Below are 19117 nucleotides of genomic sequence, written 5' to 3'. Positions count from 1 at the left end.
AATGGGAAGCGACAGCGATAATCAACTTATTGAAGGCGAAATTGCCGATTATTTATTAACTGACGATGGAATACTCATTTCTTACAGTAAAAGCGTTTTACGTACTGTAGAAAATATTTCGGCCAATGTTGCACTGGTGAAGAAAATTACGGGGAATAAGAAAGTCCCACTGTTAATTTACTTAAAAAATTCTCCGGTTCCGGACAAAGAAACGCGAAAGTTTTCTACGGAGCAATTGCCGCAAATTTATACAGCTATGGCGATGGTTTCGAAACCTGGTTTGGCGCAATTGATTATGAAGATCCTATTTAAGTTTCAAAACCCACCTATCCCGATAAAATCATTCACTGATGATGAAAAAGCTATGGAATGGTTGAAAAAGTTTTTGTAATTTAAACTTTAATAATATAATTTACTTTGGTTAATTACCTTGGTTTCTACAACAAAAAACAATATTTTCAAGGCGTTTAATGCTATTTTATTAAATTCACCGCTAATTAACGCTCATGAAAAAAAATATCGCATATTGTCTTTTAATCTGTACCGCATTTTCCTGCCAAGATGTAGAAAGGCCCACAAAAAGTAAAGATGATACCCCTACTGCACTGGCAGAAGAAGAATCTTATAATATCGTTTCGAAGCGGGGCAGAGAAGACCTGATCGACAACCTTTATGCTGAAATAATAGCTAAAGATTTAGTATTAAAAAAAGTTGATGATAACATTAGGGAAATTGAAGATGGCAAAAACGACTCCTTAAAAAAATTCAATAGCTACGACGAAAAAAACCAAGATTATTTTTTCTCAGCAAATGCCCATGTAAAAGAAATTCAAGACTCCGTTTTAAGAAAAACCTTAACAGCTTTAATCGCTAAAAACATGGAAGCATATAAGGTAAGAACTCTTCAATACAAAAAATTAGCCCGTTCAATTGATACTAAAACATCATCACTTAACGACTTGTCGCTAGCTTTAAAAATTTCTAGAACACTACCATTAATAGAAAAATATCAGAAAGAAAATCTACCGGATAATAAATCTATTTTAAATTTATCATCAAAAATTGATCAAACCATTAAACTTGCCGATACACTTTACAAGAAGAAGACACAATGATCCCCTTAGAAGACATCCGCAAAAACTATGAAAAGTATGATGATGTACAATTCTAAAAATTATTTCAGGGGCTAAAGGGTTACGAAAAGAAGTTGTAGCCTTATTGAACGATGAAATCATAAAAAGGAATTTAGATACTAAACTGATCAAATTTGTAGAAGAAGAAACTGACTCTTACGAGGGAGTCGAAAGGAAGAACTTAATTAATGAGATCAAGAATTCTGTTTGTACCCATTGTAACAATGAAAACGAATTATATGGCTATACCTTTAATACGATAATATCCTACCTGATTTGGTATAATCATGAACAAAAAGTTCAGATCATATGTTCAACATGTGCAAAAAGTTTTCGTTTAAAGAGCATGCTCACTACACTTGCATTGGGCTGGTGGTCGAGGCCAGGCCTTTTTGGTACGCCTGCCACACTTATTTCAGATCTCATAGAAATCTTCAGAAAGGAAAAGTACAGCCAGCGGGTAATCGACTATTTCATTGATGAAAATACTGGAAAAATCAGACGTATGGAAAAAGGAAAAGGTATGCTAACAGCTCTTATTAAGAAATTTAACCAAAAAAAGGTAGAATCAGAAGACTAAAATTTGCTATTACACTATTAATAAATTTAATGCATGATCACTCCAGATAGCAATCAGAAGAATTGGTTAATTAAACAGAGCTATTTTGATCGAAAGCCTAAAAATTTATCATTTACGCCACAATCAATACTATTTGGCAGTCAAAAATTATCAGTCCCCACAATAACTGATTTATCTAAAGAAGAGCCGTTAGAATACCGTTTTGGAATTACATGGATTAGAGGATTTGAATTTATCGTAGGAAGAAAGTATCAATTATTGATTAAGAACAGCGATGGGGAAATGATCAAAATAAGTTTCGGCTCTTATTATGGCATCAATAAAGTCCATTTGTATAATCAATATGCCGAAATATTAAACCAATTATGGGAAAGCTATTTCGATGGGTTAGTGGACCATTATTTAGCACTGTTTAGTCAAAAAACACCATTCATTCTGGCAAATGTGACTTTCGAGGAATCTGGCATCAAAATTAAATCCGCAAACTTTATTAAGGAAGAAGAAAAATCGTTGCTTTGGTCTGATGTAGGCACCAAAAATTACCGTACCTATTTTGCCATCTTTTCAAAACAAAACCCATCAAATATCAATAAAGGATATAGTTATTTAGATGATTGGAATACGGGAGTTTTATACAGTGTTATTGAAACGATATTAAAAGGATTTGAGGCAAAATAGTCTCAAAAAGGAACCAATAAAACAACACTATTTATTCTAAAAGATTCTTCACTGCGTTCAGAATGACAAAAACATTTATGTGTCTTCACGAACCATCGTAAACTTAGCTTATCACCTAGCAATACAACCCATTTGTATTTAAGTCTTCGACTCCGCTCAGACTGACAAATCTCTAATTATGGCATAAATTCAATCACGATTTTTATCCAAACCAAACGCTATGTGCTCAGCGCTTTGCTTCTTGAACATTTCCCTCTACACAAATACCTCCAATTAAATCTTTTTTAATAAATTGCGGATTATACTTATTCGGTTAACCCGTTTTAATTATTTTAATGAAAAAAATATTCCTGATTATCTTCTGCTGTTTTTTTGCAGCCAATACCTTCGCCCAATCTATTGTTACAGAAACCGAAATCGGTGATACTGAAAGCGCAGTTGCACAAACACCTCTCGCCATCATCCCCGAGCCGGTATCCTTAATGAAAAAGGCAGGTACTTTTACCTTACCTGAAAATGTAACGATCCAGGCTGTTAAAAGTGGAGAATTAAAACAATCAATCGCATATCTTTCTGACCGGATTACTACTGCTACAGGGAAATTTGTAAGCGCAGTGAGTAATTCAAGTCACCCAACTATTAAACTAATTTTAAATACGCAAGAAGATGCTCAACTCGGCAAAGAAGGTTACAAACTAAATGTTAATCCCACCCAGGTTGTCATTACAGCTAACCAGCCAGCAGGGATTTTTTATGGTGTTCAGTCATTGCTTCAGCTTTTTCCGGCCGAAATAGAAAGTAAAGAACAAATAAGCGGCATCAAATGGAAAGCACCTTGCGTTGATGTGGTAGATTATCCGAAATTAGGGTGGAGAGGTTTAATGTTCGATGTTGCCCGTCACTTTTTCACCAAGCAGGAGGTAAAACAGTTTATTGACGACATGGTACGTTATAAATTTAACCTGTTGCATTTGCACCTCGCAGATGATGAAGGCTGGAGAATCGAGATTAAAGGCTTACCTAAATTAACCGAAGTGGGTGCATGGAGTGTTAAAAAAATCGGGACCTTTGGCGATTTTACACCACCAACGACAGATGAGCCTCGTACTTATGGTGGCTTTTATACACAAGAAGATATTAGGGAACTTGTTCAGTATGCACAAGAACGTTTTGTAAACATATTACCAGAAATAGATGTTCCGGGGCATAGTTTAGCTATTATCGCTTCTTATCCTGAATTATCCTGCACGCCCGATGCAGTTAATTATAAAGTGCGTTCGGGCGAAAAAATTATGGATTGGAGCCGTGGTGCCCCACCAACAGCTTTGGTTGATAATACGCTTTGTCCGGCAAACGAAAAAGTTTATGTGTTCTTAGATTCGGTACTTACCCAGGTAGCTAAACTTTTTCCTTTCGAGTACATCCACATGGGTGGCGACGAAGCCCCTCATAATTTCTGGGAAAAGAACGATCAGGTTAAAGCTTTAATGCTTCGCGAAGGTTTAAAAACCATTCCCCAGGTTCAGGCTTATTTTGAAAAACGTGTAGAACAGATCGTGATTTCAAAAGGTAAAAAGTTTATGGGCTGGGATGAAATCCTTGAGGGTGGTGTATCGCCAACAGCTGCCGTAATGAGTTGGAGAGGGATGAAATATGGCATCCAGGCTGCCAACGAAAAACACAATGTGGTAATGAGTCCCACTGATTTTGCATATCTGGATTATATGCAGGCAGATCCGATTACCGAACCAAAAGTTTATGCCTCATTAAGGTTAAATAAGGCCTATCAGTTTAACCCTATTCCAGCGGGCGTAAATGCGCAGTACGTTATTGGTGCACAAGCCAACCTTTGGACAGAACAGGTATTTACTTTCCGCCAGGTAGAATATATGGTTTGGCCACGTGCATTTGCCATTTCAGAATCGATCTGGAGTCCGATTGAAAAGAAAAACTGGACAAATTTTGTTGATCGTACACAACAGCATTTCAAACGATTAGATTTCGCAGAGATTAAATACTCCCCTGCTATTTACGATCCGATTTTTACGGTAAAACGCAGTGCAGATAAACAGTTAATGATCGAATTAACTCCAGAAATAGATGGTTTGGATATCTATTATAGCTTCGACAACTCCACTCCCGACCGCTTTTATCCGAAATATACAGCCGCATTACAGGTACCAAAAGATGCCAGTATGTTACGTGTAATTACTTATCGAGGCAAACAACCCATCGGAAGATTGATCAGTATGCCTATTGCTGATTTACAGAAAAGGGCAAGATAATACAACAAATTACAATGGGTAAAGAAATAGAGCGTAAATTTTTGATCGATCAGCAAAAATGGGATAACCTGAGCAAACCGGAAGGAAAACTTTTTAGACAGGGTTATTTACTTAGCGATAAAGATAAAACCATACGTGTAAGGGCAACAGAAACCAAAGGCTTTTTAACCATAAAAGGGCAAACGATTGGTGCTACACGGATGGAATACGAATATGAAATCCCGGTTGCCGAGGCTACAGAATTATTGGATAATTTTTCTTTATCTGAGCTTTCGAAAACCCGTTACGAAATCCCGTTTAACGGCAAGCTTTGGGAAATAGATGTATTCTTAGGCGCTAACAAAGGCCTGGTTGTTGCCGAAATTGAACTTAACAGTGAAGACGAAATATTTGCCTTGCCAGATTGGGTAAGCAGAGAGGTTACCGAAGAAGAAAAATATTACAATTCCAACCTGACGATTAACCCATTTAAAGATTGGATTTAAAACATTTAAGACCTTGCAGGTTTTAAAACCTGTAAGGTCTGTTAGTGGATTACAAATCTAGACAAATCAACTATTTAAAATTTATTCAGAAAATAATTAAAAAATTCAGTTTCTAGTTAAACGCATTTCATATATTAGCTTTATCGAAGTCATCCCACCGATAAAAAGGAGATTATTTTAATTTCTAAGCATTGTATTGTCAAATAATATCAATATAAAACCAAAAGGATGAAAACAACTAAATTATTAATGAGCATGGTTATTGCAACTACACTATTTTTTGTGGGCTGTAAACCAAACGACGCGGCCATCCAAGCTGCAATTCAAGCCAAAGAAGCGGCAGGCATTACGGTCGCCGTTACTAAAGGCGAGGTAACTTTAACTGGTGAAGTTGATGATGAAGCCACAAAGACCAAAGCAGAAGAAATTGCAAAGGCAGAAAAAGGAGTAAAATCTGTAATTAACAATTTAACGGTGAAACCAGCAGATGTACCAGTGGTAATTGCCGAAGACTCCGCTTTAATTAAAAATGTTGCTGATGCGACCAAAGATTTCCCAACGGTGAAAGCTGAGGTTAAAGACGGTGTAGTTCTCTTAACCGGCGAGATTAAAAAAGCCTCTCTAATAACTTTAATGCAACATTTGAGTGCATTAAAACCTAAAAAAATCGACAATAAATTAACCGTTAAATAACCTGACCATGGCATTAGCAGATAAATATAAAGCACTAACTGACGCAGCAACTGCGGCAGGCATAGCAGATTTAGCAGTAAGAGAGCAGGATGGGATTTTATACATAGATGGAACTGCCGCCGATGGCGCAACTAAAGACCACCTTTGGGAAGTTTATAATCAGATTGACCCCAACTTTACATCAGGCGACTTGGTTCTGAATGTAAATGTGGCCATTGATGTAGCGGTTACACACGCAAAAGTTATCACAGAGAGCAGTAATCTAAATATCCGTAAAGGTCCGGGAACCGATCAACCAATTGTTGGTAAGGCTGCCCATGGCGAAGTAATTACTCTCGTAAACAGAAGCAACGATTTATGGTGGCTGGTACGAACTAACGATGGCGAAGAAGGCTATTGTTATGCACAATATTTGGAAGCGCAAGCTTAAAATACGAACAGACCCCGCAGGTTTCTGAAAACTCTGAGGTCTGTTTTAAAATTAAATCAGCTGATGTTCGTGCGCAAAATTCAGTAGACCAACAATTGATTTTACACCAGTTTTACGCCAGATGTTTTTACGATGGGTTTCTACTGTATGTTCCGAAATAAATAACATCTTGCCAATATCAGCAGAAGTGTATTCTTTGGCAATCAACCTAATAATTTCAACTTCTCGGGGTGATAAAATATTCACTTCTTCTGTATGGTTTTCACGCTGGTAACCATTAATAAATTTAGCTGTAATGGAATTTTGTATATAGGTTTCGCCAAGCATGACCTTATTAATGGCTTTATTTAGTTCATGTAACTTTACATTTTTTAAAAGATAGCCAGTTGCTCCAGACTTGATCATTTTCGAAATATTGATAAAATCATCCTGCATAGAAAGTACAATGACTTTAATTTTGGGGAATTCTCTTTTAATCAATTTAGTTAAATCAGCCCCTACCTTCTCACAAGCGCTAACATCAGCAATCACAATATGTGGCGTTTTTGTCCTGATCACTTGCTCGGCAAGTGCAGCAGAATTGGCCTTACCAACAACAACAATACTTTCAGAATCACTTAGAATGGATTCAACATTATCTATTAATGCGTCATAATCGTGAATTAAAAAGACCTTGATCTTCTCCATAAAGTTTATTTTAAACGTTAACCATTTTCACCAGAAAGCCAGGCAAAACACTTTGAAGAGATTTTAAACAAAGGTTAATCTCTATTCAAAACCTACCCAATATTCTATCAAAAGCTTTAAATTTTATGTTTTTAACTAAGGTAGGTTGCAATTTTTCTTTGGTTTCTTCAAATAAATTAGCGCACTGTTTTTGTATAGCGGCTAAGTGAAGCCATTGGGAAATACTGTGGTTGTTCTTATTTTGTGTAGAGTAACCATACGAAGCCTTTGCATGGTTGTAATATCCGTCCTTTATAAACAGAATGAAAAATATGCTAAACAGCATTAATTTCAGGCCCAGAAACATAATAGTACTGTTTGAGCACATAGTGATAATAAGGATGATTAATTGTTTTGTTAATCTAATTTAAACAAAAATTTTATTTTGCTACTATAATTATCAATTTCTTAATATAAAAAAAGCGCAAGGCCAGTATTATAATTTACTGATCCTTGCGCTTTTATATTATGGTAAGTATTTTACTTGCTTAGCGGTGTTGCCGCATTTGGTTTAATAATACCTTTCAGTTCTACATCAAATACCAATGGCGTAAATGGATTAATTGGTCCGCCCCCATTTTCACCAAAACCCAATCTTGATGGCAAAATCATTTTGATCTTACCGCCCACACCAATAAGTTGGATACCCTGAATAACGCCTTGCGGCAATTGCCCTAAAGGTAGGCTGCGCGGTACATATTGTACACTTTCTGAGAAGATCCCGGCTTCTTTTGCGATTTTAGCATTCGAAGTATCAAAAACATTTAATGTTCCGTTCGATTTTTTATTGGTAAACTGGCCTGTGTAGTCCATTAATACCGTATCGGTTAATGCTGCTCTTTCCGAGTTTCCTGGAGCAGAAATTACATACTGCAATCCAGATGGCGCAGTAGTTACCTTTAAATCATTCTCGGCAATATATTTGGCAATTTTAGCAGGCTCTACTACTTTATTTTTTTCATTTAGTGCTTTGTACTCCGATTCAAAGAAAAGTCGTTTCTTCGCTTCGAAAATAGAATCGGCATCTTTGCCTTTATGTAATACCTTCTCAATTTTAATGGTGAAAGAAGCAATGTTTGTTTTTAGTCCTTTTGGTTTGGGCTGACCTGAATATTTCTCCATAGAATCCAGGTTCAATTTAAAAACAGCACTGTCTCCTTCTCCAAGCAGTTTCAATCCAGAAGCTAAATCGCCTTTAAACATCGATTTGCTAATGGCAAAGAAAGCAGGACGCTCATTATCGTATGTATTTACCATTACCGAATCGGGATTGGTATTGGTTTCTACCGTTTGAACACCGTTTAACTTTACATAATCGCCATCCTGAATTTTCGGCTTACCTTCACTTTTATAGATCTTGTAAGTCATATCTCCTTCACCCTTTTCGAATTTGTTACAGGCAGACAGGCCTAATGCCGCCGCCAAGAGAATAATAATTCCGTTCCTCATTTAAATTTTATTTATTAAAAAACAGTAGTTATATCTTTTTTTCAAAACGCCTACTATTTTATTAGATCACTACAAAGATAGGTTATAATAAGTTTTTATAAATCTTTGAAACGTTTTATTTCTTAGCTCAGTATTAAAAAATTACAGACAAAAAAAATCCTGCTTAAATAATAAGCAGGATTTTAAAGTATTTTTAAGAAATTATTTTTTAACTACCGGAGCAGGCATTTGAACTGGAGCTGCTGCAGCTGGTTTTCCTTTGATAATATCTTTGATTTCTAAATCGAAAGCAATTGGGCTGAAAGGCATGATACCTACCTGAGGTGCACCTTGCTCGCCATAACCTAAGTTAGAAGGGATAATCACTTTAATTTTACCACCTTTACCAATTAACTGCAAAGCTTCAGTAAATCCTGGGATGGTGCCGCCAACTGGCATTTTTTGCGGGCCGTAAGGTTTGCCTGGTTTAAATTCGTTTTCTGCTTTAGCCAGTTTCTCATCACTTGTATCGAAGATTTTATATTTACCATCTTTACCTTTTTTAGTTACTCTACCAGTATAATCAATTAATACGGTATCGCCTAAAGCTGGTTTTTCTGCACTTCCTGGTTTTTCTATAATGTAGTGTAATCCACTTGCAGTAGTTTTGGTTTCTAATTTAGTATCATCTAAATATGCTTTAAGTTTAGCAGGTTCAGCAGCTTTCTTTTTTTCCGAAGTAGCTTTATAATCGGCCTGGAAAAACTCCTGTGCTCTTTTGTTAAAAGTAGAATCAGCTTCGCCTGCTTTTTTCTTGAACACTTTTTCGATTTTCACCGTAAAAGTGATGTATTTATCATTTTTGAACTGCTCTGGTTTAGGTTGTTTACTATGAACTGCCATAGTATCTAAGTTTACTTTAAAAGTTGCGCTATCGCCTTCTCCAAACAATGTTAAAACATCGTTCATATCACCGGCATACATTTTTTTCTGTGCAGGAAATACTGCAGGAGTTTCGCTATCGAAAGTGCTTGATAAAACTGAATCTTTATCGTTTTTCTGGATAAAATTCATTTTAACGATATCGCCTTCTTTGATTTTCTCGTTACCTGCCGAGTGGTGAATGGTATACAATAACCCACCGGCTCCCTTTTTCTCTTTGTTACATGCCGCTAAACCTAAGGTGGCTGCCGCTAGAATAATAATTCCCTTTTTCATTTATTTAATTTGACTTTTTTAAGTTTATTGTTTTATTTCTTGTGTTAAGCAATCAATTGTTCTTTATATTCTGCTAATATCGTTTTAAATTCGGCTACGACATCAGCTAAAGGTTTTTCTGCTGCGCCACCTGCTGCATTTCTATGGCCACCACCATTAAAATACTTTTTACAGATTTCGTTGGCCGGAAAATCACCTGTTGACCTCACCGATAATTTAACCTTATCCGGACGTTCAACAATTAATGCGGCTAAACGGATCCCGTTAATTGATAATGCGTAGTTTACCACACCTTCAGTATCACCGGTTGCGCTATGGTATTGTGCCAGTTCTTCTTTTGTAACCGAAATAATGGCGGTATTGTATTCTCTTATAACTTCTAACTTGTTTGACAGGCAATAACCCAAAAAGCGCAAACGGTTTTCGCTCGCGTTATCGTATACCAGTTGATGGATTTTCCAATGCTCTGCACCAAGGTCTATCAGATCAGCTGCGATACGGTATACATCGGCCGTAGCTGAGGGAAAACGGAAAGATCCAGAATCAGTCATGATACCGGTATACAAACAGGCAGCAACATCTTTATTAATGCCAGCTTTATCTTCCAATTGATTAACTATAAAATCGTAAACCAATTGCGCAGCAGCACAGGCGTTAATATCCCAGTGACGGTAATCATCAAAATCCTCGGGTTCGAGGTGATGATCGATCATGATTTTTTTTGCTCCTGCTGCTCTAACCAATTCGCCTAGTTCATTAATCCGGCTTAGGGTATTAAAATCAAGGCAAAATATGAGCGAAGCTTCATCCACTAACTTGGCCGCCTTTTCTTGTTCTTCTGTAAAAATTATTACATCACCATTATTTGGCATCCAATGCAGAAAAGTAGGATAATCTGTTGGTGTGATTACCTTAACATGATGGCCTTTTTGAATTAAATATCCATATAACCCCAGAGATGAACCCATCGCATCGCCATCGGGTTTGTGATGCGTGGTGATCACAATTCGTTGTGGCGTAGCCAATAATGTTTTTAATTCAGTTAGTGTAAGCATATATTTTTTGCGCTGCAAAGCTAAGTAAATTTAGATTAGGATTAAAGGATTTTAGGATTAGTAGGATCATAGTTTTAAAAGAGATGGAGATTAACAGGATTATACAACATAAAAAAAGCTCAGTTAGCCATTTGAAGCCTAATTATCCAATACTAATCTCGATTCGCGGCCGAAAAACAATGTTTATTGATTATTCATCAATTAAAACGTATTTTTGCAAAAAAATTGATATCAAAAGCACAATGAGCACTAACAGAACTTTTACCATGATCAAGCCTGATGCAGTAGCAAACGGCCATATCGGATCAATCATTAACGACATTACTAATGCTGGTTTCAAAATCATCGCATTAAAATATACTAAACTTACAGATGAAACTGCTGGTCAGTTCTATGCTGTTCACGCTGAGCGTCCTTTTTATAAAGATTTAGTAAGCTTTATGTCTTCAGGACCAATTGTTGCTGCTATTTTAGAAAAAGACAACGCAATTGAAGATTTCAGAAAGTTGATCGGTGCTACTAACCCAGCTGAGGCTGCAGAAGGTACAATCCGTCAGAAATATGCAAAATCAATCGATGCTAACGCTGTTCACGGTTCAGATTCTGATGAGAATGCAGAAATCGAAGGCAACTTCTTCTTCAAGGCAGACGAACGTTTCTAGTTCCCGACACAAAAAACTTACAATAAAACCCCGAACGTTCGGGGTTTTATTGTTTTATCTATTTTGTATCTTTCGGCCTTAAAATATAATCCGCCATTTTAAACCTGCTGGAATTAATTACACAAAAAATAACCAATGAAACCATTATGATTTACAAATAAATCATTATAGCTTCATCACAAATGAAAACAATTTAATACGAATGAAAAGATTATTTTTAGCGGTATGTCTATCCGGTATCGCTGCTGCATCTTATGCACAAACCAAAACGGCAGCAAAGAAACCTGTTGCTAAAAAACCAACCACAGCTGCAAGTAAAACATCAACCGTTACTACAGGTTTAAAATCTACATTAGATTCTACCAGTTATGCTTTCGGTACTTCAATTGGTGCCGGTTTAAAAACAACTGGCCTTTCTACCTTAAATTACGAAGTACTGTTAAAAGGCTTGAAAGATGCATTTACAGGCGGCAAGGTTATTTTAACCCAGCAGCAGGCACAACAATGCATCAATGAGGCATTGGCGAAGGCATCATCAGTAAAAAATAAAGCTGAAGAAGCAGCAAATAAAATTAAATACGCACCAATTATGAAAGAAGGACAAGATTTCTTAGAACAGAACAAAAAACGTGCAGGTGTACAAACAACTGCAAGTGGTTTACAATACGAAGTTTTAACCGCTGGTAACGGCGTTAAACCACAGGCTACCGATTCGGTTTTGGTACATTACAAAGGCACATTATTAAATGGAAAACAATTCGACAGCTCTTATGATAGAGGCGAACCGATTTCTTTCCCCTTAAATCAGGTAATTAAAGGCTGGACAGAAGGTGTGCAATTAATGCCTGCCGGTTCGAAATATAAATTCTTCATTCCGTACAACCTGGCCTATGGTGAACGTGGTGCAGGGCAGGATATTCCTCCTTACAGCACTTTAATCTTCGAGGTTGAATTGTTAAAAGTGAACGGGAAATAAAAATTTCTATTCGTGCAGTCAGATGTTACCATCTGACTGTTAATGAAATTAAATGACAATTTTTAAGATAAATGTACAGCCAGGTGTTACCATCTGGCTGTTTTTTTGAACTGATATTGAAACAGTTCCTTCAAAAAGCATGTTGAATACCGTGTCAGATGGTAACATCTGACACCACAAAAAAGTAGATTTGGCTATTGCGAAAGATGGTAACATCTTACACCGCAACCAGGACGATTCCAGGCAAATAAGTCATTTACCAAAACTTTCTTCAGTATTCAATGTTAGCTATTACAAATAACATGAATATGAAAAAAGCATTCCCTTTAGCACTGATCGCATTTTTATGCACTACCTTAAGTAGTTGTGAACTAGTAGAAGGTATATTTAAAGCCGGCGTTTGGGTGGGCGTAATTGTAGTTGTAGTAGTGGTTGCACTGCTGATCTGGATTTTGTCGAAGATATTTGGAGGAAGAGGCTAGTTTAGTCCTGAGTCTATAGTCCTTAGTCGGGAGTCTTAGTCCTCATTAAAAAAAATATTAAGGGTATAAGTGAAAATCTTATGCCCTTTTATTATGCTTATAAAAAGATCATATCGGTAATCACCTCGGCGCCAGCGTGTTCGTTCAGTTTTTGGATAATACCCTGGCGCACCATAACCAATTCATTTTTGATTACCGAAGATTCGATACGCAGAAATAGTTTTTTATCGTGGATGTAGATCTGCTTGGTCCTGTTGGCAATAGCGGTGCCCATAATCTCCGGCCAGATGGACAAGATCGAAGTTTCATCGAATTTACGGCGCAAACGGTATACATCCAGCATTTTGCTGATGGCATCTTTTACTGTAACATCATTGGGTTTACGCATTTTGTATAGTTCCGTTATCTACTTCGAACAAAGTTACATCAACTTCTATTTTTTCAAAAATTGATTTTACCCTTTCTCTTCCTGTATCTGTAATAAATATCTGCCCAAAATCATGGTGGGAAACCATTTGCATTAGTTTTTGAACGCGGTTATCATCCAACTTATCAAAAATATCATCCAACAAAAGCAAAGGTTTAAATCCTTTGTTTTTGGCGAGGTATGCGTATTGGGCAATCTTCAAAGCAATTAAGAAAGATTTCTGCTGACCTTGGGAGCCAAACTTCTTTAAAGGCATTCCACTAATCACAAAAGCCAGTTCATCTTTATGGATACCAGTTGTAGTTCGCTCCAGTACACGGTCTTTCTCTACCGATTTCTTTAATAGCTCTTCGAAAGTAGCCTCATTCAATTGTGATTGATAATTCAGCTCTACAATTTCCCTGTTTTCGGTAAGATAGGTATAATATTGGTTAAAGAGCGGAATAAACTCATCCATAAAGGCCTTACGGATTGCAAATATCTTATTGCCGGCCATAATCAATTGCTCATCCAAAATTTCGAGCAGTGTAGGATCGTACTTTCTGGTAATCGCAATTTGTTTTAACAAAGCATTCCGGTTTAACAGAATGCGGTTATAGGTGATCAGCTGATCCAGATAATGTGCATCTGTTTGTGAAATAACATTATCAATAAACTTTCTCCGCTCCTCGCTGCCCTCCATAATCAGGTTTACATCATAAGGAGAAACCATCACTACAGGAAAAAGGCCAACATGATCTGCCAATTTATCGTATTCTTTTTTATTGCGTTTGAACTGTTTTTTTTGGTTGCGTTTTACCCCACAGGAAATTTTTTCGTTTTTTTCGTTACGATCAAAATCGCCCTGGATCATAAAAACCTCTTCATTGGTTTTGATCTGCTGGCTATCGATGGGATTAAAGTAACTTTTACATAGACAGAGATAGTGAATAGCATCGAGCATGTTCGTTTTACCAGAGCCATTATTACCCGTAAAAACGTTTACCGTTTCCGAGAAATGGAGATCTGCATCGGTATAGTTCTTGAAATTTAGAAGGGTAATATTTTTTAACCACATAAATATGTCACAAATTTACCGTTTTTTAGCCTCTTAACACCCATTGTTTAAAATAAACGTTAATAACACTTAAAAAAATTGTACTTTCATAGCAAGGAAAATTAGATGGTTGCACAAAAAATGTTAGAAGGAAATGTTCTATGGTCTTACGATCATGAACTAACCAATGAGGAAAATTCGAGCTGGGTTAAAAAAATAGCAGGCTTATTTTCGTTTTTAAAGCCAATTCACAATCACGAAGGCAATATCCTATTGGCCTCGAATGGTCTTTTTATTACAGGAGACGAACAATTGGAACTTCCCCTATCACATATAGAAGAAGTTTATATGGGCTTCGACGATTTATTTCCAGCTTCATCGGCAAAAAACTTCGGCGCATTCTGGCAGCCCATCAGAATTAAATCTACGGTGAGCCGCTCCGAAAGTCAAACGGTGTACCTGGTGATTAACCACACTGGTATTTTTAGCGACAACCAAACCTGGTTTAACACACTGATTAGCTTGTTACGCTAATTATCATGACGATTTTACAATCTCTGCACGCCTAAATAACTAATGTTTAATCAAATACTTCAAAATAAAGATTGATACTTTGATTGAAAAATGTATTTTTGCAATCTTAAATTTTTTAAACAAACATGTCTACAACAGATAACCAGACAATTCAACCAACTAAAAAAGGTTCATTTTTACAAGAGAATAATAAGAGCTTACTGTTTATTGCAGGTGCTGTAGTTTTATTAGTTTTAATATATCTTTGGTATCAAGGCGTGTATTTAAAAGGTCGTGCTGAAGAAGCCGCTAGCAAAATGTACAAAGCAGAACAATTTGTTGGTGTAGATTCATTATCGAACAGAGCTGTTAAAGGCGAAGGTGGTTACCCGGGCTTAGAGCAGATTGCTAAAGAATACGATAACACAAAATCTGCAAACTTAGCTAATCTTTATTTAGGTGGTATTTACTTACGTAAAGGCGAATATAAACAAGCTATAGAAGCATTAAGCAAATATAGTGCTACTGGCAGCCCGGTTGCGGATCCACTGGCTTTAGGCTTATTAGGTGACGCTTACAGCGAATTGAAAGACTTTAAACAAGCAGCTACTTACTATAAAAAAGCGGCAGATAAAGCAAGTAAATTTACTTCGCCAATGTTTTTAAAGAAATTAGGATTGGTTAACGAAAGCCAAAATGATTTTAAAGGTGCTGTTGAAGCTTATACTAAAGTAAAAACACAATATCCTGAGAGTGCAGAAGCACAGTTAATTGATGCTTACATTGCCAGAGCTCAAGAAAAAGTTAAATAATCATTAACTAAAACATATTTATGAAAAGATCATCGAAAGATGGTCTTTTTTTGTTTAGTATCTTTTCGTCATTTCGACTGAAGCGCAGCGCAACGGAGAGATCTATGAAGAGCAGTCGCTACATTCCTCCACTACGGCCTTATGACGACCAATCTAATACTGTGGCTCACCTAACGATAGACGAGCTATTCTACTAATCATTGTTTTTTTGGGGAAATCAGGGACAGCTATTTTTTGGATGAGACAGCCCCGCTTTACGCTTTACTCCGTTGCACTTCGTGTTCGCTTCAATCGGGTTTAGGTGGCGCAGCCGGCAATGCTATTGGGGGCTGTATGACGCAGAAAGTGGAAGCCATCACTCCTTTGATTCGCCAGATCAGATAGGCTGAGAGGACACAAACCATGGCTCGAAAAGGAAATCTATATAAAACTATGCTATTCAATCTTTAATAACAGCAAAGACACTGCCCATTAAACCTGATTGAAATGGAAAGCCCGGAACCCGATCCTTTATCGGCTGAGGACTTGCAATGAAAAGCAGGACGAACATTAAAAAGAACTTCTGCAATTGCTTTCCAAAAAACCGTCTTAATCTGATCAAAGCAGATTACAGTATAGATGCTGATCCCGAAGCTTCTGGACAGCAGACGATTCTTATAAAAAATTACTTATTAAAAGCTGTCATGGTGTGGGCAGGCCCAACGGTTACAAAACTTTTAATCAGTTCTACGCTTTTATCAATCAACGCAGGGAGTTCTAATTGCTCATTCTTATCAAATAAGCCCAAAACAAAATCCACTTGTCTACCTTTCGGGTAATCGTTACCAATACCGAAACGGAGGCGCGCGTAGTTTTGTCCGCCACAAACCTCTTCTATACTTTTTAAGCCATTATGGCCAGCGCTAGAGCCCTGTAACTTTAACCTCAACTTACCGAGAGGCAATGCAAGATCGTCAACAATGACCAGGACATTTTCCGGTGCTATTTTTAACTCCTTCATCCAATAGTTTACGGCTTTACCACTTAAGTTCATAAAAGTAGTTGGTTTAATTACGTGGAGTTTACGCCCTTTGAAGCTTACCTCCGAATAATATGCCAAACGGATATTCTCGAAACTTCCATCTAAATTTTTAACCAGTTCATCGGCAATATCAAAACCAATATTATGTCTGGTATGTGCATAATCTGGTCCGATATTTCCTAAGCCAACTATAAGATATTTCATGGAGCAAAGATAATAAAAAGGTTGAGGGCAGGAAGGCAGAGCGTTGAAGGTGAAGACTAAAAAGTCCGGAGTCCGAAGTCGGGAGTCTATACCACGAATTTAATTCATTCATTTTCAAACAGCTTCTTAATGAATAGCGGAGTGGTTAGCGTTAGGCGATTAGCGGATTAACATTGGTATAAATAAAAAAAGCGTTCCGAATTAAATCGAAACGCTTCATCTTGAAATCAAGAGATCTTAAGAATCCTGATTATTTTTTACCTTTAGCAGCTTCAGTTTCTGCTTGTTTTAATGCTCTAGACATTGCAACAGAAACGATAGTATCTTCAGGAGTGTTAGTAATTACGTATTTATCACCTTTAAGGTCACGAACACGGAATAAACTACCTACTTCTAATTTCTCTAAGCTTACTTCTACGTTTTGTGGCATATTAGATGGTAATGCTTTAACACGTAATTTACGTAATTTCTGGATTAATTTACCCCCCATTTTAACACCTGGAGAAGTTCCTGTTAATTTAACCGGGATCTCCATAACAATTTCTTTCTCATCGAATAACTGAAGAAAATCGATGTGCATTAATACGTCAGTAAGTGGGTGAAACTGGGTGTCTTTTACGATAGCTTTAGTTTTAGTACCGTTTAAATCGATCTCCACAAAGTTCACATCCGGGGTATAAATAACATCTCTTAAGTCAGCAATAACTACAGCGAAGTGTTGTTGCTCTTTTCCACCATACAATACCGCCGGAACTTTACCTTCGTAACGAAGTTCCTTGGCATCGCGTTTCCCTACGTTCTCTCTTGGAGAACCGCTAATTGCGATTGTTTTCATTTTATTTTTATTTTATATTTATTAGTAGTCAGTATTAAGTATCGAGTATCAAGACCTTAAGCCTTCAACCCGCTACCTTCAACCTTATTTAAACTCTCTTTTTGTTTAACTGGTTAATTGTTGTAATTGGTTAACTGACGGCAAATCTTCAATTAACCGGTTAACCAGTTTATACGATTAACCTCACTATACCCTAAACAGATCACTAATTGAGCCGTGCTCGTTTACATTGGCAATTGCCCTTGCGAATAAACTGGCTGTGCTTAGCACCCTAATTTTCAGACTTTCCTGTTTTAATGGAATTGTATCCGTAACGATTAGTTCGGTTAATACCGAATTTTCTACCGTTTCTATTGCTTTGCCTGATAATACAGCATGCGTACAAACCGCCCTAACACTTGCTGCACCGTTTTCCATAATCAAAGCCGCAGCTTTTGATAAGGTTCCGGCAGTATCGCAAATATCATCGATCAATACAACATCCTGTCCGGTCACATCACCAATAATAGACATCGATTCGATTTCGTTGGCACGTTTACGGCGTTTATCGCAAATAATTACCTCAGCATTAAAAAACTTGGCAAAAGTACGTGCCCTGTACGAACCGCCCATATCAGGCGATGCGATAGTTAAATTTTTTAAGCCTAAGCTTTTGATATAAGGTACAAAGATTACCGATCCATCTAAGTGATCAACCGGAATATCGAAGAAACCCTGTATCTGAGCAGCATGCAAATCCATCGTCATGATGCGGTGGATACCTGCTGATTTTAATAAGTTAGCCACCAATTTGGCACCGATTGCTACACGCGGTTTGTCTTTTCTATCCTGACGGGCCAAACCATAATATGGAACAACTGCTGTAATATAATGTGCTGATGCTCTTTTAGCAGCATCAACCATTAGCAAAAGTTCCATTAAATTATCGCTGGGCTGATAAGTAGATTGGATTAGAAAAACATCACTACCACGGATTGACTCATCAAAAGAAGGCTGAAACTCTCCATCACTGAATTTGTGAATGGTTACGCTACCAAGTGGCTTGCCGTAGTGTTCGGCAATCTTAAGTGATAATCCCTTAGAACCTGTTCCGGAAAAAAGCTTTACCGGGTTAAACTGCAATGGCATGGGTTCGTGTAGTTTACGGTTAAAAAAAATCGGATCATGTCTATTTAAAACATGATCCGACATTAAATTTTAGTTGTCCGACCTGGATTCGAACCAAGACAAACGGTACCAAAAACCGTTGTACTACCCTTATACTATCGGACAAAAACTTCTCAAGGATATTCTCCTCGAAAGGGAATGCAAATGTAGGAACCTTATTTTAAATATGCAAGAGTGATTTTAAAATATTTTTAATTTCTTTCCCGCTGTTCCTGTTTGCGATGCAAAGATAAAAAAATCATCATATAGCGTGCAACATTTTCTTTTTTTA

Annotated in this window: 22 protein-coding genes; 13 read left to right on the top strand and 9 right to left on the bottom strand. The window is 37.0% G+C overall.

What is annotated here, in order from left to right; translation table 11 throughout:
• Nucleotide 1 precedes the first annotated feature (1 nt).
• From ACN9MR_RS26855 to ACN9MR_RS26820, 8 genes are all read left to right on the top strand, one after another.
• Nucleotides 2-391, top strand: coding sequence for an STAS/SEC14 domain-containing protein (locus ACN9MR_RS26855; protein ID WP_426327493.1), 390 nt, complete (start codon nt 2-4; stop codon nt 389-391).
• Nucleotides 392-506: 115 nt separating this feature from the next.
• Nucleotides 507-1115, top strand: coding sequence for a hypothetical protein (locus ACN9MR_RS26850; RefSeq protein WP_426327492.1), 609 nt, complete (start codon nt 507-509; stop codon nt 1113-1115).
• Between the two features lie 364 nt (nt 1116-1479).
• On the top strand, nt 1480-1713 hold the full coding sequence (locus ACN9MR_RS26845) for a hypothetical protein (RefSeq protein WP_426327491.1): 234 nt from the start codon (nt 1480-1482) through the stop codon (nt 1711-1713).
• A gap of 33 nt (nt 1714-1746) precedes the next feature.
• Nucleotides 1747-2391: a hypothetical protein gene (locus tag ACN9MR_RS26840; RefSeq protein ID WP_426327490.1), complete on the top strand. Its 645-nt coding sequence runs from the start codon at nt 1747-1749 to the stop codon at nt 2389-2391.
• A 335-nt stretch (nt 2392-2726) separates the two neighbouring features.
• Nucleotides 2727-4676 carry a beta-N-acetylhexosaminidase gene (locus ACN9MR_RS26835; RefSeq protein WP_426327489.1) on the top strand — a complete coding sequence of 650 codons (1950 nt, stop codon included), beginning with the start codon at nt 2727-2729 and terminating at the stop codon, nt 4674-4676.
• 14 nt (nt 4677-4690) lie between these two features.
• Complete coding sequence (locus ACN9MR_RS26830) at nt 4691-5161, top strand: CYTH domain-containing protein (RefSeq protein ID WP_426327488.1); 471 nt, start codon at nt 4691-4693, stop codon at nt 5159-5161.
• A gap of 228 nt (nt 5162-5389) precedes the next feature.
• Nucleotides 5390-5854 carry a BON domain-containing protein gene (locus ACN9MR_RS26825; RefSeq protein WP_426327487.1) on the top strand — a complete coding sequence of 155 codons (465 nt, stop codon included), beginning with the start codon at nt 5390-5392 and terminating at the stop codon, nt 5852-5854.
• Between the two features lie 7 nt (nt 5855-5861).
• A complete protein-coding gene (locus ACN9MR_RS26820; RefSeq protein ID WP_426327486.1) occupies nt 5862-6284 on the top strand; it encodes an SH3 domain-containing protein in 423 nt (140 codons plus the stop codon).
• A gap of 51 nt (nt 6285-6335) precedes the next feature.
• On the opposite strand, the gene ACN9MR_RS26815 is transcribed toward ACN9MR_RS26820, so the two are convergent.
• The 4 genes from ACN9MR_RS26815 to ACN9MR_RS26800 all read right to left on the bottom strand — a co-directional run bounded on the left by ACN9MR_RS26815 (nt 6336) and on the right by ACN9MR_RS26800 (nt 10711).
• Complete coding sequence (locus ACN9MR_RS26815; RefSeq protein WP_426327485.1) at nt 6336-6971, bottom strand: response regulator; 636 nt, start codon at nt 6969-6971, stop codon at nt 6336-6338.
• Between the two features lie 519 nt (nt 6972-7490).
• Nucleotides 7491-8459: an FKBP-type peptidyl-prolyl cis-trans isomerase gene (locus tag ACN9MR_RS26810; protein WP_426327484.1), complete on the bottom strand. Its 969-nt coding sequence runs from the start codon at nt 8457-8459 to the stop codon at nt 7491-7493.
• Nucleotides 8460-8660: 201 nt separating this feature from the next.
• Entirely contained in the window at nt 8661-9656 is a 996-nt protein-coding gene (locus tag ACN9MR_RS26805; protein ID WP_426327483.1) for an FKBP-type peptidyl-prolyl cis-trans isomerase, read from the bottom strand.
• 44 nt (nt 9657-9700) lie between these two features.
• Nucleotides 9701-10711, bottom strand: a complete 1011-nt coding sequence (locus tag ACN9MR_RS26800; RefSeq protein ID WP_426327482.1) for a DHH family phosphoesterase — start codon at nt 10709-10711, stop codon at nt 9701-9703.
• Between the two features lie 242 nt (nt 10712-10953).
• Between ACN9MR_RS26800 and ACN9MR_RS26795 the strand changes: the two genes are divergently transcribed.
• From ACN9MR_RS26795 to ACN9MR_RS26785, 3 genes are all read left to right on the top strand, one after another.
• A complete protein-coding gene (locus ACN9MR_RS26795) occupies nt 10954-11373 on the top strand; it encodes a nucleoside-diphosphate kinase (protein ID WP_025144153.1) in 420 nt (139 codons plus the stop codon).
• 202 nt (nt 11374-11575) lie between these two features.
• Nucleotides 11576-12349: an FKBP-type peptidyl-prolyl cis-trans isomerase gene (locus tag ACN9MR_RS26790; protein ID WP_426327481.1), complete on the top strand. Its 774-nt coding sequence runs from the start codon at nt 11576-11578 to the stop codon at nt 12347-12349.
• Nucleotides 12350-12657: 308 nt separating this feature from the next.
• Nucleotides 12658-12831 (top strand): hypothetical protein, encoded by a 174-nt coding sequence (locus ACN9MR_RS26785; RefSeq protein WP_426327480.1) that lies wholly within the window; start codon nt 12658-12660, stop codon nt 12829-12831.
• Nucleotides 12832-12928: 97 nt separating this feature from the next.
• Here ACN9MR_RS26785 and ACN9MR_RS26780 read toward each other — a convergent pair whose 3' ends face one another.
• Both ACN9MR_RS26780 and recF read right to left on the bottom strand, forming a co-directional pair.
• Nucleotides 12929-13219: a DUF721 domain-containing protein gene (locus ACN9MR_RS26780; RefSeq protein ID WP_230145835.1), complete on the bottom strand. Its 291-nt coding sequence runs from the start codon at nt 13217-13219 to the stop codon at nt 12929-12931.
• Nucleotides 13212-14315, bottom strand: coding sequence for a DNA replication/repair protein RecF (recF, locus tag ACN9MR_RS26775; protein WP_426327479.1), 1104 nt, complete (start codon nt 14313-14315; stop codon nt 13212-13214). Before recF ends, ACN9MR_RS26780 begins: the two co-directional genes overlap by 8 nt.
• Nucleotides 14316-14435: 120 nt before the next feature.
• On the opposite strand from recF, the gene ACN9MR_RS26770 reads away from it, so the two are divergent.
• Nucleotides 14436-14828: a hypothetical protein gene (locus ACN9MR_RS26770; protein ID WP_426327478.1), complete on the top strand. Its 393-nt coding sequence runs from the start codon at nt 14436-14438 to the stop codon at nt 14826-14828.
• A gap of 125 nt (nt 14829-14953) precedes the next feature.
• A complete protein-coding gene (locus tag ACN9MR_RS26765) occupies nt 14954-15619 on the top strand; it encodes a tetratricopeptide repeat protein (RefSeq protein ID WP_108197625.1) in 666 nt (221 codons plus the stop codon).
• Between the two features lie 664 nt (nt 15620-16283).
• Here ACN9MR_RS26765 and pth read toward each other — a convergent pair.
• The 3 genes from pth to ACN9MR_RS26750 all read right to left on the bottom strand — a co-directional run bounded on the left by pth (nt 16284) and on the right by ACN9MR_RS26750 (nt 18807).
• Nucleotides 16284-16844: an aminoacyl-tRNA hydrolase gene (pth, locus tag ACN9MR_RS26760; RefSeq protein WP_426327477.1), complete on the bottom strand. Its 561-nt coding sequence runs from the start codon at nt 16842-16844 to the stop codon at nt 16284-16286.
• A 250-nt stretch (nt 16845-17094) separates the two neighbouring features.
• Nucleotides 17095-17679 (bottom strand): 50S ribosomal protein L25/general stress protein Ctc, encoded by a 585-nt coding sequence (locus ACN9MR_RS26755; protein ID WP_426327476.1) that lies wholly within the window; start codon nt 17677-17679, stop codon nt 17095-17097.
• A gap of 186 nt (nt 17680-17865) precedes the next feature.
• Complete coding sequence (locus tag ACN9MR_RS26750; protein WP_426330246.1) at nt 17866-18807, bottom strand: ribose-phosphate pyrophosphokinase; 942 nt, start codon at nt 18805-18807, stop codon at nt 17866-17868.
• Nucleotides 18808-19117: the final 310 nt, after the last annotated feature.

Origin of the sequence: Pedobacter sp. R-06, from assembly GCF_049913135.1 — a bacterium.
Taxonomy (GTDB): domain Bacteria; phylum Bacteroidota; class Bacteroidia; order Sphingobacteriales; family Sphingobacteriaceae; genus Pedobacter.
The sequence above is the reverse complement of the archived record's forward strand: the minus strand, read 5'-3'. Positions and strand labels throughout refer to the sequence as shown.

Coding starts and splice junctions, on each gene's coding strand:
- ACN9MR_RS26855 (WP_426327493.1), top strand. CDS start 2: ATGGGAAGCGACAGCGATAATCAACTTATTGAAGGCGAAATTGCCGAT.
- ACN9MR_RS26850 (WP_426327492.1), top strand. CDS start 507: ATGAAAAAAAATATCGCATATTGTCTTTTAATCTGTACCGCATTTTCC.
- ACN9MR_RS26845 (WP_426327491.1), top strand. CDS start 1,480: ATGCTCACTACACTTGCATTGGGCTGGTGGTCGAGGCCAGGCCTTTTT.
- ACN9MR_RS26840 (WP_426327490.1), top strand. CDS start 1,747: ATGATCACTCCAGATAGCAATCAGAAGAATTGGTTAATTAAACAGAGC.
- ACN9MR_RS26835 (WP_426327489.1), top strand. CDS start 2,727: ATGAAAAAAATATTCCTGATTATCTTCTGCTGTTTTTTTGCAGCCAAT.
- ACN9MR_RS26830 (WP_426327488.1), top strand. CDS start 4,691: ATGGGTAAAGAAATAGAGCGTAAATTTTTGATCGATCAGCAAAAATGG.
- ACN9MR_RS26825 (WP_426327487.1), top strand. CDS start 5,390: ATGAAAACAACTAAATTATTAATGAGCATGGTTATTGCAACTACACTA.
- ACN9MR_RS26820 (WP_426327486.1), top strand. CDS start 5,862: ATGGCATTAGCAGATAAATATAAAGCACTAACTGACGCAGCAACTGCG.
- ACN9MR_RS26815 (WP_426327485.1), bottom strand. CDS start 6,971: ATGGAGAAGATCAAGGTCTTTTTAATTCACGATTATGACGCATTAATA.
- ACN9MR_RS26810 (WP_426327484.1), bottom strand. CDS start 8,459: ATGAGGAACGGAATTATTATTCTCTTGGCGGCGGCATTAGGCCTGTCT.
- ACN9MR_RS26805 (WP_426327483.1), bottom strand. CDS start 9,656: ATGAAAAAGGGAATTATTATTCTAGCGGCAGCCACCTTAGGTTTAGCG.
- ACN9MR_RS26800 (WP_426327482.1), bottom strand. CDS start 10,711: ATGCTTACACTAACTGAATTAAAAACATTATTGGCTACGCCACAACGA.
- ACN9MR_RS26795 (WP_025144153.1), top strand. CDS start 10,954: ATGAGCACTAACAGAACTTTTACCATGATCAAGCCTGATGCAGTAGCA.
- ACN9MR_RS26790 (WP_426327481.1), top strand. CDS start 11,576: ATGAAAAGATTATTTTTAGCGGTATGTCTATCCGGTATCGCTGCTGCA.
- ACN9MR_RS26785 (WP_426327480.1), top strand. CDS start 12,658: ATGAAAAAAGCATTCCCTTTAGCACTGATCGCATTTTTATGCACTACC.
- ACN9MR_RS26780 (WP_230145835.1), bottom strand. CDS start 13,219: ATGCGTAAACCCAATGATGTTACAGTAAAAGATGCCATCAGCAAAATG.
- recF (WP_426327479.1), bottom strand. CDS start 14,315: ATGTGGTTAAAAAATATTACCCTTCTAAATTTCAAGAACTATACCGAT.
- ACN9MR_RS26770 (WP_426327478.1), top strand. CDS start 14,436: ATGTTAGAAGGAAATGTTCTATGGTCTTACGATCATGAACTAACCAAT.
- ACN9MR_RS26765 (WP_108197625.1), top strand. CDS start 14,954: ATGTCTACAACAGATAACCAGACAATTCAACCAACTAAAAAAGGTTCA.
- pth (WP_426327477.1), bottom strand. CDS start 16,844: ATGAAATATCTTATAGTTGGCTTAGGAAATATCGGACCAGATTATGCA.
- ACN9MR_RS26755 (WP_426327476.1), bottom strand. CDS start 17,679: ATGAAAACAATCGCAATTAGCGGTTCTCCAAGAGAGAACGTAGGGAAA.
- ACN9MR_RS26750 (WP_426330246.1), bottom strand. CDS start 18,807: ATGCCATTGCAGTTTAACCCGGTAAAGCTTTTTTCCGGAACAGGTTCT.